The organism is Lentimicrobium sp. L6 (assembly GCF_013166655.1).
GTDB lineage: Bacteria > Bacteroidota > Bacteroidia > Bacteroidales > UBA12170 > UBA12170.
Map to the genome: position 1 here is coordinate 1 of NZ_JABKCA010000098.1, position 15053 is coordinate 15053.

Below are 15053 nucleotides of genomic sequence, written 5' to 3' on the forward strand. Positions count from 1 at the left end.
TTTGGAGAAAGACGATCAATTAGCTCTGTTTTTATAATCGAACTCGGGTTAATAGTGAACCAGCAATTCCAAGGATTAGATTGATGATCCATCCAAAGCCAGTTCCTTTTACTAAATATCCCGCAATAAAACCGGCAAATAGGCCAATAATAATAACTCCGATAATACTCATAATTGTTCTTTTGGTTAAATAAAGAACTAAAGATAAGAAAAATACAGATGAAATTGCAATAGCTTATTGGGTTATAATGAGGATTTTCCCCGAAGAAATAGTTTTGTCATCTACCCTAAATTGAGAATAATAAATACCATCAAGTTTATTTTGAGGATGCCAAATAATAGAGTTTGTGTTCTCAGGAATCATTATTTTCTCTAAAAGAATCCCACTAGAATTAAAGATACTGATTTCGCCATTAGTACTTTGAGCAGGGAAAGTAAAAACAGTAGATTGAGTAATGGGGTTGGGGGCATTTTTTAGCCTTATATTGGTGCTGCCGAGATTGAAAATTCCTTGAGCTTCAGCTTTGATCCTAATTCCTACGGGTCGATGATCGCTCACCTTGTTTTCATACTCGTTAAATCCACCATAAAAATGATCATCTAATCTGATAACCTCACAAGAAGAACCATCTTGTTCCACCTGTTCAAACAATTCGTTGGTCAACAAGATATGATCTAAATGCGATGGCCAATCAGGATAAGACCATCCAGAACTACTGCTTTCAGCTATTCTCATATCGGCAAAACTATATTTGCTAGGTTTAGAAAGGAAAGTGGTGAATACATTATCTTGGGATCTATCTGTGATTTCATCGTTCATATCCCCCAATACTATCACCTTATCATTGCTTAAATTGCCTTCAATATAATCATCTAATAGATTACAAGCTCTAAGCCTTCTGGCTTCTTCATCACCTGTATCATAGGGATCTAAATTGCCATCTCCACAACATTTCAGATGATTATTGATGATATAATAAATCTCATTTCTGAACTTTATTTTTACAATCAAAGGAGAACGAGGAAAGGGACTCCAGTAATTAGAGGAAGTATAAATCTCATACCTATCCATCACTTGAACCTCCGATTTTTTAAAGAGGTAAGCCAAGCTCTGGTAATCATCATTTAAATAATAGCCATCATAATCAGCAAGTTGATTTATTAATTGCTGAAAAGAAGTTTTACTATCTACTTCCTGGACTGCAATAATTTCAGCATCCAATGCATCAACAATTCCCTTTACATTATTAATGGTAGTTTGCCCTTCTTTGGGAAACCATTCTATATTCCAACTCACTATATCTAAAGTATTGTCGGTCCCAAAATGTAAATCAGGAAAACTTTGAGTAAAGGCTTTATTGCTAAATATAAGTACGGCTAATACTAGTATGATGTATCTGTGTTTTTTCATAGCCTGTAAATGTCGGTAAAATATCTATTCCTTTTTATTGATCTGTTCTCGGCCTCAGAATCGAGTATTCTTCAGGGATAAATATGGTATGGCATCGTTACACTATTTGGAAAAAATCATTAAGCATTATAGAACAAGTGCCCTTTTCTTAACCATAAAATCGAAGGAATATGGTAACAGTGCAAAAAAAAGACCCGGATATCCGAGTCTCTTTTGCAAGATATATTGGCCGTTTATTTCAAGATTAATTTTGAAGTTCGGCCATAATTACCCTGGGATACAATACGATATAAATATACGCCTCGAGGAAGACTTCCTAGGTTTAGTTTTAAGCTAGATTCCCCTTTTAATTCCTGAACAAAAGATAATTCACCTAGTGCATTATAAACCTCAACGGATCCTTGCTCTAAATTCAACTGGGCTACATCAACATAAACTATATCTTGTGCTGGATTTGGGTAAACATCTACAGCTAAATCAGAATTAACTTCACCAATAGACGTTGTCGTACCATCATAAGTAAAGGTAACTGAAATGGTATCATTAAGATTATCAATATTAAAAAAGGTATAGCGAAGAACAGCATTTCCATAAACACCATTAGCCTGATAATGTGCCGAAAAAACTCCTGCATTACCAATCATTTCGCCTGCGGCAATAGGCCATGAGTTAGGTGTTTCCATAGTTCCTGGTGCAAAGCAACTTCCTAAACCACAGAAATAATTAGTAGATCCTTCAGGAACGGAAACCTCCTCTAATCTAATTTTAATTTCAATATCATTAGCTGAGATATTTTTAGCAAATAATTCTGGAGATACTGTTTCCCAATCAACAGGGTCTACAAGTATCACATGATTCTGACCATTTACAAATTCGTTATTATCATGATCAAATAATTGCAAACTCCCTTGTCCTAACAAAAAAGAGGCTTGTAGTAATAATACAAAAAAAAGTAGGTTTCTTTTCATAGGTATTTTTTTAAAAATTTAAATATTCATTAATTGAGCCTCAAAATTACATAAAAGTTTATTACATATTACAATTGAAGCATAAATTATTCGTAAAGTTAATATGACTTATTAAATTAATTATATAAGTTAGGATTACTAGATCAATAATAGCCCATTTAATATCATTTTGAAATCTATCTGTGACTTAACACCAACTTGTATTTTATTTCCTGATTCGCAAGGTTAATAAGCTATAAATAGTAGTGAGATATCTATCCCGTTATACTGATTTGGATTAAGCGTTCAATATCGAGGATCTCAATGTGCTTATCCTGAACTTTCAATATGCCTTCTCTATTGAATTTGGATAGCGTATTGATAACACTCTCTTTGGAATAACCAAGCATTTTAGCTAGCTCTATCCTATTAACGGGTAAAGAAAAAGAGGTAGATTGATAAACCTGACTGAAATCATTGAGGATGATAGATAGAGCGCCATCAATATTCTTATGATTAAATCTTGTGATATGATGTACCAAGCGGTTGGTGATGGCAGAGGTGTGGCGAATGAGTTGACAAGCAAAGCTTCCATTATTCTGTACAAATTTTTCAAAGAGTTTGATATCGAAAATACTGATTTTTGTCTTTTCTAAGGCCATGGCCGAAAACTCAAAATTATGACTGGCAAAAGTACAGATAATTCCAACGAAGGACTGTGCTTGAATTAATCCAACAGTGGAGGTATGGCTGTCATTAACCACATCTAATTTGGCTAAACCTTCCTCTAAAAACATAATATTACTGGCCACAAAGCCTTTTTTGATGATGGTTTCTCCTGCTTCAAATTCGATAGTGACTTTACTATTAAAAAGCTCCTCCTTTTCTTCTTGACTTAAAGCCTCAAAGCAATTTTTGGCACTAACAGCTTGCTCAACTGGTTTCGAAATGGTATTAAATAGTTCGTCTAACATGGCGTTTGTGATTTAGATCATCATTGCATTAAATGATGAATGATGCAAAATTACATGATTTATCATGAAATCTTATGAATCATTTTATAATTTGAACTATCGCCTAAAAAATACCTTTGTGATTTAAATAACAACTAAAAAATATTAAAATGGCAGATTTAAAATTTAGAGTAAAAGCACATAGCGAAAACCCTACAAAAACCATAGTAAAGGCAAGAGGATTTGAAATTATTGTAGATGAACCTGAAGATTTAGGTGGCACTAATGCCGCAGCAAACCCAGTAGAATATGTTTTAGCAGCTTATGCAGGTTGCTTAAATGTAATGGCTCATGTGTGTGCTCAGGAATTGAATATTGCATTGAAAGGAATTAAAATAGACATTGTGGGTACCTTAAATCCAGATCGTTTATTTGGAAAATCATTTGAGGAAAGAGCAGGTTATAAGGAGATCAAAGTTACTTTAAAACCAGATTGTGAAGCTAGTGATGAGATTATTGAGAAATGGAAATTAGCCATTCTCGATCGCTGCCCAGTTGGCGATAATCTTAAAAACACCACTGAGATTGTGGTTGCGGTGAAGTAATACAAACTAATTATATATTGCGGAAGTTTGGCTAATGGGCTGGACTTCCTTTTTTTATTGAACCCGTTGATAAGGAAATTTCATTTCTTGCTGTTTTCCAGCATCTTCAATCACCACGTAGATATTGATTTCATCTTTGCTGATTCTTTCCAAGGTAAAGCCTTCGAAAAACACTTTATTGGGAGTCACTTTCACCAATTTAAAATCGTGGGTTTCGTCTTTCTCTTCCCATCCTTTTAGGTCTCCATGGAAGTGTTTTAGTCTTAAAATCAGGCTTTCTTCTTCTTCCGTGATGACCATGATCTCGTAAAAGCTAACCTGCTCGTCTACTAATAGCTTAAAAGAACCCATCATCGAATTGCCCTTTGGAGGTGTCCATAATTCTTCGGTAATGCCTCCGAAAGCTTCTCCCTGCCAATGTCCAGCTAACCATTTCACCACTTCCAAATTAGCCTTAGGTGAGGTTTCACCATCCTCTAAAAACGTAGTATTAGGGAATTCACTTTGTGACATTAATGTACTTGAGAAAGCTATAAATAGGATTCCTATAACAAATATTGATTTTTTCATAAGACGGGGTTTAAAAAAGGCTGTCCAAAACTAATGATCTCACATTAATGGGACAGCCCTCAAATACAATTATTTAAACCGAAGCTTTGAAGCTTTTTGCTGCTTCAACAAGCTTTGGTAATACTTCTTTTAAATCGCCAATAATACCATAGTCAGCAGCACCAAAAATTGGAGCTTCTGCATCGGTATTTATTGCTACGATTACTTTGGACGAGCTCACACCAGCTAAATGTTGGATGGCTCCAGAAATACCAAAAGCAAAGTATAAATTTGGAGCAATTACTTTTCCGGTTTGTCCCACATGCTCTTCATGTCCACGCCAGCCCTCATCAGAAACCGGTCTAGAACAAGCTGTGGCCGCACCCAAAACTTGGGCTAATTCTTCAACAGGTCCCCAGTTTTCTGGAGCTTTCATTCCTCTACCTGCAGAAACCACAATATCTGCATCGCTCAATAGTAATTTGTCTGTTACTTTATCCACGGACATCAATTCTGTTTTAAGCTCTTCGGCGCCTATGCCTGCATCAAATACTTCATGAGCAAAAGGAAGTTCATTTTCCATCAGCATAAAAGAGTTTTGCGCTAAAGTGATAACTTTATTTCGGGTATTTACTTGTTGTACTCCCTGTGCTTTTCCGCTAAACACATTCTTTTGAACTTGGAAAGGCTCTATAGATAAAGGAAGAGCAGTAGCTCCACTTACTAATCCAGCCTTTAGTCTAACAGCTACTCTTGGTGCTATTCCTTTACCCGTATTATTATTGGCCATCACTATAATTTTGCAGTCTTGAGTTTGAGCTGCAGCAGAAATAGTTTTAGAATAAACAGCATTATCTAGGCTTTTATAAATATCGCCTTTTGCACTTAATATTTTGGATGCTCCGTATTTTGAGAGTTCTTGTAATTCGGTTTCACTTACATCACCAATGGAGAGCACTGTGACATCCCCTCCTGTTTTTTCAGCCATAGCTTTGGCATAAGAAACCAATTCAAAAGAAGACTTCTTAAACTTTCCATCCCAATTTTCTAAATAAACTAATATTGACATTTTCTTCTTTTTTAGGTTTATAATACTTTGGCTTCTTCATGTAATAATCTGAATAAGTCAGCTATATTCTCACTATCCAGCATTTTTACTGGAGGTTTAGCAGGTGGCAATTCAAAGGAAACAAACTCAGAATTTAAATCTGAAGCAATTTCGGGAACCACTACTAAAGGCTTTTTACGAGCCATCATGATTCCACGCATGGCTGGTATTCTTGGGTCAAGAGCAATTCCTTTTTGTACCACAGCAACTACTGGCAACGCAATTTTTAAAGTTTCAGAACCGCCATCAACAGCTCTTTTCATTATTAAATCATCACCTTCTAATTCGATATTAGATACCGAAGAAACAGAAGGAATTTCTAAAAATTCAGCCAGCATTCCACCCACAGCTGATCCGTTATAATCAGCAGAATCAATTCCTGCCAAAATGAGGTCGTAATTATTTTCTTTAAGGTAAGCTGCAATTTGAGCTGCCACTTGAAAGTCATCACTAGGTAGACTATCTATTCTCACCGCGTCGTCGGCACCAACAGCTAGAGCTTTCCTTAAGGTAGGCTCCACCATTTTGTCACCAACGGTGATAACGCTAATCTTTTCAATCATTCCACCAGATTTTTCTTTTAATTCCAAAGCTCTGGTTAAGGCTAGTTCGTCCCAAGGGTTAATCACCCATTGAACGCCATTCATATCCACCGCTTTTTGATCACCACTGAGCTTAATCTTAGTAGTAGTATCGGGGACATTGCTAATACAAACTAATATCTTCATTATATTTAGGTTTAATAGTATTTAATTTTATCTCTATTTATTTTAAACGAGGTATTTGGGGTTTGTAGACTGAAGCTCGGAGCATGAAGTGAATTTCATACTCGTTCTAAAGCCTGAATTTCATTACAAACTTTCTTCATTACCTCTTTACCCTTTGCTCAAAACTCTTTGCCCTTTCATATTCAAAATTTCACGCAAAGAAAATGCAAAGATGAATCGCGAAGAACGCATAAGAAATTAAAGTATGAAGCTTATTCGAATGTCAAATTGAACTTTAAATATATGAACTTTGAACCAAAAATCGAACTTCTAACTCTTTGCTTCCGATTTCCCTTTATATTTCCAACTTCGTACTTCCATCTTCCCTCTATGCTCTTCCCTCATCTTATTTAATCAGGCTGCGAGAAATCACTATCTTTTGAACTTCAGAAGTGCCTTCGTATATCTGAGTTAGTTTGGCTTCACGCATTAATCTTTCCACATGGTATTCTCTCACATAACCATAACCACCATGAATCTGAACAGCTTCTGTAGTTACTTCCATGGCTATATCGGCTGCGTATTGCTTGGCCATGGCTGAAGCCACACCGTAAGGCTGGTCATTATCTTTTAGCCAAGCTGCTTTTAGGCAAAGGTTTCTGGCATTTTCAATTTTTACTGCCATATCAGACAGCTTAAAAGCCACCGATTGGTGATTGAAAATCTCTGTTCCAAATGCTTTTCTTTCTTGAGAATACTGTAATGCTCTTTCAAAGGCTCCACTTGCTATTCCTAGGGCTTGAGAGGCAATTCCAATACGTCCGCCTTCTAAAGTTTTCATGGCAAATTTGAATCCGAAGCCATCCTCACCTATTCTGTTTTCCTTGGGAACTTTCACATCGTTAAACATTACCGAGTGTGTATCACTACTGCGCATTCCCATCTTATTTTCATGAGGGCCTAAGGTGATTCCAGGACTGTCTTTCTCCACTATAAAGGCATTGATTCCTTTATGTCCTTTTTCAGGATGTGTATGCGCAATCACGATATAGGTAGATGCGGAGTTGGCATTGGTAATCCAGTTTTTGGTACCATTCAATAGATAATGGTCACCCATATCTTTGGCGGAGGTTCTTTGCATAGTAGCATCGGAGCCAGCCTCAGGTTCTGAAAGTAAAAAGGCGCCAATCTTTTCACCAGTAGCTAAAGGGCGCAGATATTTATTCCTTTGCTCATCATTACCATATTTTTCCAGCCCATAACATACTAATGAATTATTTACAGACATCACCACTGAAACGGAGGAGTCTATCTTAGATATTTCTTCCATGGCCAAAACATAGGAAATGGTATCCATTCCACCTCCATCCCATTCTTCGCCTACCAGCATTCCAAGGAAGCCGAGTTCAGCCAAGTTTTTGATATGTTCTGTAGGGTAAATGGCTTTTTCATCTCTTTCAATAACGTCTTTAATTAACTCACGCTGAGCATAATCTCTAGCGGCCTGCTGAATCATTATTTGCTCTTCAGTAAATTCAAAATTCATGATATGTTTTTTTAGGTTTTTACTTTTATTTGGTTGAATAGGTAAAGGTTTTCTTATTTGGACAGCTAAGTTACAAAATTATACTATGCTTGCATAATATTATAATTTTTTTATCATTTCTATTCGGGTAGAAATTAGAGGATTGGAAGGAAAATTGGGAATGTGTTGGTTGTGTTTTTGGGGATGTAATATGCGAGTGTATATATGGAGGCGAATCCAATAAAATAATAAAGCCCGCTTCGAGAGGAAGCAGGCTTTATCATTTTGTTAAAATATATCTACTTAAGTCGACTGGTAATTTGGTCGACTACAGTTTCATAGGTTCGTAAAACACGGTCCCATTCCGCAAATTTATGATCGCTTTTTACACTGGTACCCGATTCTCCGATTTCACTAACTAGTTTTATTTTATAGCTTAGAGGATCTAAACTTCCAATTTTGACAATGATACGAGTCCTTACTGCAGCATTAGGGAAGGTTTGCATATTCCATGCTGTTCTAAGATATCCCGTTTCACGGTCAGCAATTTCTATGACATCGAAATAATTGGTGACCACTTGGTTTAAAATTTTCCAGCTTTCTATGTTGTCTCTATTGGGATTAAGTTCAACTTCAATATCTGTATTAGCTATATCTGTTTGTATAGATGCATCATAAGCAGGATCTGGAAGCATCTCGTAATACTTGGTTTTGGATGGCTTTGGAAAGCCCTTCTTATTGCATATAGTTTCTTCTACGTCAAGAAATCCACTTCTTTCAATATTGATGGTAACACAGGCATTGCTTAACACAACGACCTCGGCCTGTCCTGTTCCAACTTTAATTCCATTAGAGTATATGGCGGCGTCGGGTTCGGAGCAACTGACCAATACTTTTTTCTTCCCTGCTAATGCTGAGAAACTTAATCCTGCGATAAGAATAAAACTTAATAAAACTTTGATGCTAGTGTACTTCATAAAATAGAGTTTTTGCAAAAATATAAAATATGGGAGGATGGTGGAAAATAAAGTGTTAACCAAAGTTTAATTAAAACTCTGATTTTATTTGTTCCACCCATTTTGTTACTCGTTCTTCACTTAATTCTGGTTGAATATCTTCATCGAGGGCTAAGCCTACAAAAAAGCCATTATCTTGAGCTTCAGAATCTTCATGATCGTATCCTTCTGTAGACCATTTCCCAATTACTTTGGCGCCTTTATTAAGGATTTGTTCGTGCAGAACGGCCATTCCATCAACAAAGTGCATAGGCCAACGAACTTGATCACCTAATCCAAAAAGAGCTACCTTTTTATCACTTATCCCAACAGTATCTAATTGATTGATAAAAGCAGGCCAAGGGTCAGAATTGTCTTTATTGTCCCAAGTTTCACTTCCAACTGTTGAACAACCGATGATATATTGCTCTGCATTTCTTAGGTCTTCATCATTTACCTGATCGATAGATTTCATTTCCAGATTCTCATGTTTATCTGAAATAAGTTGCGCACATTTTTCTACGTTTCCCTCTTTAGGCCAATACATTAAAATTGTCTTCTTCATCTGATTATTTTTTATCTATTGAGGTTTGGCAATGTAACTAATGTTTAGCGTATCAATTTTATACTTCCACTTTGTTCTTATTGCAAAAGCTAGCCCAATAAGTATTTATTATTATTTTTTGTGTGATTATTGCGGCCATAAAGTCTTAAAAAAGACATTTACACCATTTTGTAAAATTAAAAAAAAAACAAAATAGACGACGATTTTTATTTAGGAGCGGGTTTTATTAAAACTCAGACTCTCATTGATCTAAATCACGGTCAATTTTTAGTGTGATAAGCCCGATTCTCTCCTTCAATCATTCCCATGAGTCCTTAAGTAAGTTCTTCCTTAGTAATCACACCTTCATCCAATAATTCTCGGAGTACAATTTCTGTCATGTCGCTTTTAAATTGAAATTCAAAACGAATATCCATCACGTAAGCTTTTAAACGCATTTTTAAATAAGATCGATGTTGTTTCACCTCGTTGAAAAACAAAACGTTAATAGGTTTGTTTAAGTATACGTAACGAGATACTTGGGCGCTTTCTGTTGCTATTTTTCTAACTCTTTGTGTGTCCACATCTATGGGTAAATAGATTTCGGCAACCACTTGGCAATTAAGCTCTCCAGAATTGGAATTAGAGACTGCAGAGTTCACTAGTTCAGAGTTGGGTACAGAAACCACAGAATCATCGGGAGTAACCAATCGGGTGGCGCGTAATCCAATTTCTAGAACTTCGCCATAGTGTTTTCCACTATCTATTTTATCACCTACTTTAAAGGGTCGATCTAGAATAAGAGCCATTCCACCAAAAACATTCTTCAACATGTCTTGAGCTGCAAAACCAACGGCTATACCAATGGAAGCTGTGAATGCTAAAATGGTTTCGAATGGTGGATTAAATATCCCTTTAATGATAGCAAAAATGATAATGGTCCACATCACGATTCGGAAAACCGGAATAAAGCCTTTGATGGCGATTCGAAGTTTAGCTGAGCGTTCAGAAATAAGTACTAAAACATTGATAATCAATTGTATGAAATAGTAGGCTAAGATAAGAATGACCACCGTCCAGAATATCTTAGGAATAGAAATCACTTCTAATACTTCTTTGGGTTTGTTGGGTACATTTTCACCAATATCATTTAGAATAGTGGATTCATTTTTTTCTGTTGAAACTGCTGTGATTTCAGCCTTTTCTTTCGGAGCCTTAGTTATGGTTTCTACTTGAAGACTATCTTTGATGGCCTCCTCCATTGTTGTGCTGTCTTGTTGAGTAAAACCAATCGCTGAAATGATCAATAATGAAAGCGTCAGGACAAATAGGAGGGTTTTGTGTTCTATCTTTTTCATTAGTTGATAAAATTATGTGAACGTAATAAATCAACCACTTGTCTGAAAATGATGGGGTTGATATTGTATTTCTCTTTAGGCTTAATGAGTAGCCCTTTTTCTAACATAGGAATCAGATCGTTTCGGCAAATATACTCTGGAGCTTTAAACACCTGAGAATAATCTTCTATTATCAATCCATCGTGAACCAAAATAGCATGCAGGGCAAATAAATAATTAGAAGGAAGATCTTTATCAAAGGAAACATCGAAATCTCTTAAGGATTGGATTTTTATGGTATCCTCATTAATTCCGTGGGTAGAGCGAAGCCAATAGAGTTGGGCCAAACTCACATTTCCATTCGACATTTGATTGAGCTCTTTGAAGAAAGATTTTTTTAAATAGGCTTGTTGGTCTTTATCATTTAACTTGATATAAGATTTAGAAGTAATTTGGCTTTCTGAGGGCTCAAAATCGATTTTATAGCCGCTTAAATAATTTCTCTTTAAGATGATTTCTTCTGTGTTTTCATCAGTGAATCTTTGCAGATGAACCTCATTGATAAATACAGATGAAATCTTTAAGGTTTTTTCTAAATATTCCCAGGAGTAGGAGGTATAAGTCCCCAACCAAAATATTTTTTTTGAAGTGCTAGTCATTAAATCGAAGAGCATTTTTTGGCAGCCAAAACCCCTAACTTTCTTCAAGTAGAGATGTTGGAGGTTTTCAATGATGATAATTTGTTCCTCTTTTAATTGATTCACATGGGCAATAATCTGGTCATTACTAGTAAAGCTTTCCTGCTTAAAAATCTGAGCAAAAAAGGCGAAGTAGGCGTCGAACTCATAAATTTTATTTCCAAGTATATGATGCCTAACAGGTATTTCTTTATCGATGCTTTTGAGGAAATAGAGGAGGAGAGAAGTGATTCCACTTCCTTTTTCACCTATGATGGCAGTGGTGACAAAGCGACCTTTTTCCCAACTACTAAAGCCATGTTGAAGCTTTTCTAATTCTTCTTTTCGGTCTACAAAAAAGCGCTCCTCATCAGTAGGGGTTAGTTGATACAGTCTTTGATAAACAAAGGGGAGCTTTTTTAGTGAGTCCTCTGTTTTGCGAAGAAAGTCAGACAGCTCATGAGAAATATGAGGCTTTTCATTAATCATGCCCAGCTTTTTCTTGACTTCATTGATATAGGTAATGGTGGTGGCAAACTGGGTTTTTAGAAAATCTATTGATTTGGGTAGGAAATTGATGATCCATTCCCAAGCTTCTTTGCGAATCCTCTTGGAGCGCTCAATAGCTCTGATTCTTACAATCTTAACGTTAAGCTCTAATATATTCTCCGTATTTTTTAACTTTTGGATTTCTGTATTGAAATTATTGATGGTAGCTTGTAATTTTTCTAATGGATCCACCTTGATTTTATCCATTAAACTGCTGGCTTCATCTAAATGAACCAAAGCCCTATCGTATCCTTCAGTAACTACTTGTATGCTTTCTTTTAATGCCGTTTTTTTCTCTTGGAGCATCATTTCTGCTGATTCTAGACTAAAATCGCTCACGGTACCTAAAGCCAAAAGCTTTACTCTAGATTTTTCCAAGTGCTCCTCTACAAACTGCTCTATTTCTAAAATCGAGGTCTTAAAATGAGGCAGAGCCTCAAAATTGAGGAGGTCACGCAATGAAAGCCAATTGATATCACTGTTTTTTATTCCTCCCTCGTAATTTTTATTCTTTACAAAGCTTCTTTTGTCTGAGATTTTCTCCACCAAGTTCATGGTTTGGGTATTGAAAAGCTCTAAGTTTCTATTGATATTTCCGGAGAGTTTATCAATGGTCTTAGCCAATATGTTTTCAATGAATTCATCTTGATTCTTTTTTCTTTCCCCTTTAAGGGTGGACTTCAATTCTTTAACAGTGCTGCTTTTTTCTAGAATGGTTTTTGAAGAGTTGTTGATGAATTCGCGAAGTAATTCTAGGTTGAAATTCAGGTTTTCGTTGATATAAAGGCTTATTTTGTCGTGAAGGTCAACGTAATTGTCTAGAACACTTACATAGAGCCAAACTATTTCCACATCTACGGTCCAATCATCGAGTAGTGTTTTATGTGTATTCTTCCATTTGAGCAAACTGTCATTATAGGATTTAACAATTTTCGTTTGTTGGTCTTTTATATTGGAATTTCTAAATTTATTATTTGATAAATCTGGTGTATCTGCAATTAGTATAGCTTTATCAAGTTCAATGAAGGCTTGAAATAAGGTATTCTCAATATTGCCACTTATTTGCTGTTCAAAATGGCTTATCTTCTTTTCTAAGGTATCTAAAAGTGCTGAAAAATCAGTTTTAGAAAGAATTTCAGAGAGCTCCACTGATTCATTTTCTTTAATGCCATTTTGTAAACGATCTTCTAAAGCTTCATCAAATTCCCAAACTGCCAATAAAATTTGACTCTTGTTTAGCATCAAGTCTTCTAAAATAGGCTTCATCAATTCATCCATTCTTATGCCGAGATATTTTTCTAGCATAGATTGATAAGGAATTTTTCTTCTTCTATAGGATTGGAGATCCAGCGGTGTTTTTTTGAAAAGACGACGGAAAAAATTGTAAAACTTCTTTTTGCTTCTTGTGGCTTTTAACAAAAAATTCAGCCTTATTTTTTGAAAAAACTGGGGGAGTCTAAGTTTATTATTTATTTGATATCCTTCAAATACTTCCTTTCTAATAATACTTTTTGGATTGGTTTTAATGAGTTTGTCGAGTATTTGTTGGTATTGGCCAGAACTGTGGATATGGTCATAGTTTATAATGGCTTCTTGGCTTTTTTGGAGTAAATCGAGTATGCTCTCTTTAAATTCTCGAAGGTGAGCATAGCTACTTAAATCCTGAATATCTAATTCTCCTAGTTTCTCATATCTCAATTTATAGGCATCTACAAAGTTAGAAAACTCTCCAATACTCATTTGATAGTAATGGGAAATCCCATCTAGCAATGGCTGATGCGATTGATCCCACAATAGTTTCAGTTCTTTATTCTTAAAGTCAGCTCTCTCTTCCATACTTTTTAATTTCCTGCTAAAAATACACTTTTCTAATAAATAATGGCCACTCTCTTCCAAAACAATGCTGTTTAAGCCAACTAAATGTTCAGTTTTGATGTCTTACTTGCCATAATCATTAAAAAAGTTAAAAATAGTATAAGCTTTGGCATAATTGATGCTGAAGTGTATAGAAGGAATTAAATATGGATTATATTCGCCGGCTATTATAGAGTATCAAATGTTAACAATCATTATATCAAACTTAAAAACAAAAAGTACATGAAAAAATTTAAATTTATTTTATTATTTGTTGCAGCCCTAGGAATGGGTTTAACATCTTGTAGTAAAGACGATGACGAAACACCTGTAGACGTAACACCAAACATCGATTTTAAAGGTGGTAATGAGTATATTAGTGCAGATGCTGTTGTGACTGCTGGTCAAGATTTTACTATTGGTATAACTGCTTCTTCTAATGCAAATTCAGGTAAAAAACTAAAGTCAGTAAAATATACAGTGACTTCAAACAATGTTGTGGTATTAGAATTTGATTCTGTTTTCAACGAAACGTCTTATAATCTTGATTATGTATTTAATATGTCTGATCCAGGTGCTGGCGTTTTCAAGTTCGTTGTGACTGATAAAGACGATCAAACAAATACAATTTCATTAACTGTTACTGCAGAATCTGCTGATACTCCTCTTGGAGTTGCTGAAGATACTTATTTTGAAAGAGTAGGTGGAGCTGCAGGAACAGGGCTAGATGGATTTGGTTTAAAATGGACTAGCAATGTAGAAAGAGCTACTTATGCCGTTCTTGCCAAAGATGCTGCTACTAAATTAGTACAGTTAACGGCTGCTGAGTGGACAAGTATTACAACTGTTGAAGCTTTAACTGCTGCGGTTGATGCTGCTGCTGACATGGCTGATTTTAGAGGTATCTCTACATCTGCTGATGGTGATTATGACGATGTATTAGGTGTTATCTATAATGGTGAATATTATATGATTCACTTAACTAGTGCTACTGTTGCTGTTGATGCGGTAAATGGAACTACTGTTAAAATTTACGGTCAGTCTAAAAAATAGGCTGCAATTTTTTTAGAAAGATCCCCCTTTGGTTAATTCCTGAGGGGGATTTTTTTGGGTCAAGGTAAAATTCTGGGGGGAATTGATTTTGTATTCATCAATAATTATTACAGTTTAGACTGTTTGTTCTGCATTTGTGGTGATATTTTGAAAGGTAAATCTTATGTGTCTTCATACTTTTTTTTGGAAAAAAGTAAGCAAAAATCCATCCCAAACAATTGCCTACCCTCCTCTTCCAG

General features: G+C 35.5%; 14 protein-coding genes. 2 read left to right on the forward strand and 12 right to left on the reverse strand.

All coding sequences use genetic code 11. From position 1 onward, the window contains the following. Positions 1 to 31 precede the first annotated feature (31 nt). From HNS38_RS18210 to HNS38_RS18225, 4 genes are all read right to left on the reverse strand, one after another. Positions 32 to 172, reverse strand: coding sequence for a GlsB/YeaQ/YmgE family stress response membrane protein (locus HNS38_RS18210; RefSeq protein WP_172346856.1), 141 nt, complete (start codon positions 170 to 172; stop codon positions 32 to 34). Positions 173 to 235: 63 nt separating this feature from the next. Further along, positions 236 to 1411, reverse strand: coding sequence for an endonuclease/exonuclease/phosphatase family protein (locus HNS38_RS18215; protein WP_172276290.1), 1176 nt, complete (start codon positions 1409 to 1411; stop codon positions 236 to 238). Positions 1412 to 1644: 233 nt separating this feature from the next. Beyond that, positions 1645 to 2379 (reverse strand): T9SS type A sorting domain-containing protein, encoded by a 735-nt coding sequence (locus HNS38_RS18220; RefSeq protein WP_172276292.1) that lies wholly within the window; start codon positions 2377 to 2379, stop codon positions 1645 to 1647. 254 nt (positions 2380 to 2633) lie between these two features. Then, positions 2634 to 3332: a Crp/Fnr family transcriptional regulator gene (locus tag HNS38_RS18225; protein WP_172276294.1), complete on the reverse strand. Its 699-nt coding sequence runs from the start codon at positions 3330 to 3332 to the stop codon at positions 2634 to 2636. Positions 3333 to 3481: 149 nt separating this feature from the next. Here HNS38_RS18225 and HNS38_RS18230 point away from each other — a divergent pair, with 149 nt between their 5' ends. Then, positions 3482 to 3916 (forward strand): OsmC family protein, encoded by a 435-nt coding sequence (locus HNS38_RS18230; protein WP_172276296.1) that lies wholly within the window; start codon positions 3482 to 3484, stop codon positions 3914 to 3916. Positions 3917 to 3970: 54 nt separating this feature from the next. Here HNS38_RS18230 and HNS38_RS18235 read toward each other — a convergent pair whose 3' ends face one another. From HNS38_RS18235 to HNS38_RS18270, 8 genes are all read right to left on the reverse strand, one after another. Further along, positions 3971 to 4486 (reverse strand): DUF6265 family protein, encoded by a 516-nt coding sequence (locus HNS38_RS18235; RefSeq protein ID WP_172276298.1) that lies wholly within the window; start codon positions 4484 to 4486, stop codon positions 3971 to 3973. Positions 4487 to 4559: 73 nt separating this feature from the next. After that, positions 4560 to 5534 (reverse strand): electron transfer flavoprotein subunit alpha/FixB family protein, encoded by a 975-nt coding sequence (locus HNS38_RS18240; RefSeq protein WP_172276300.1) that lies wholly within the window; start codon positions 5532 to 5534, stop codon positions 4560 to 4562. Between the two features lie 17 nt (positions 5535 to 5551). Beyond that, positions 5552 to 6301 (reverse strand): electron transfer flavoprotein subunit beta/FixA family protein, encoded by a 750-nt coding sequence (locus HNS38_RS18245; RefSeq protein WP_172346857.1) that lies wholly within the window; start codon positions 6299 to 6301, stop codon positions 5552 to 5554. 385 nt (positions 6302 to 6686) lie between these two features. Further along, entirely contained in the window at positions 6687 to 7826 is a 1140-nt protein-coding gene (locus HNS38_RS18250; protein ID WP_172276304.1) for an acyl-CoA dehydrogenase family protein, read from the reverse strand. A 278-nt stretch (positions 7827 to 8104) separates the two neighbouring features. After that, entirely contained in the window at positions 8105 to 8782 is a 678-nt protein-coding gene (locus tag HNS38_RS18255; protein ID WP_172276306.1) for a hypothetical protein, read from the reverse strand. A gap of 70 nt (positions 8783 to 8852) precedes the next feature. Continuing rightward, positions 8853 to 9365 (reverse strand): flavodoxin, encoded by a 513-nt coding sequence (locus HNS38_RS18260; RefSeq protein WP_172276308.1) that lies wholly within the window; start codon positions 9363 to 9365, stop codon positions 8853 to 8855. Positions 9366 to 9679: 314 nt separating this feature from the next. Beyond that, entirely contained in the window at positions 9680 to 10702 is a 1023-nt protein-coding gene (locus HNS38_RS18265; RefSeq protein WP_216663779.1) for a mechanosensitive ion channel family protein, read from the reverse strand. Continuing rightward, positions 10702 to 13743: an ATP-binding protein gene (locus tag HNS38_RS18270; protein WP_172276310.1), complete on the reverse strand. Its 3042-nt coding sequence runs from the start codon at positions 13741 to 13743 to the stop codon at positions 10702 to 10704. Before HNS38_RS18270 ends, HNS38_RS18265 begins: the two co-directional genes overlap by 1 nt. Positions 13744 to 14004: 261 nt before the next feature. On the opposite strand from HNS38_RS18270, the gene HNS38_RS18275 reads away from it, so the two are divergent. Further along, positions 14005 to 14814: a hypothetical protein gene (locus HNS38_RS18275; RefSeq protein WP_172276312.1), complete on the forward strand. Its 810-nt coding sequence runs from the start codon at positions 14005 to 14007 to the stop codon at positions 14812 to 14814. Positions 14815 to 15053: the final 239 nt, after the last annotated feature.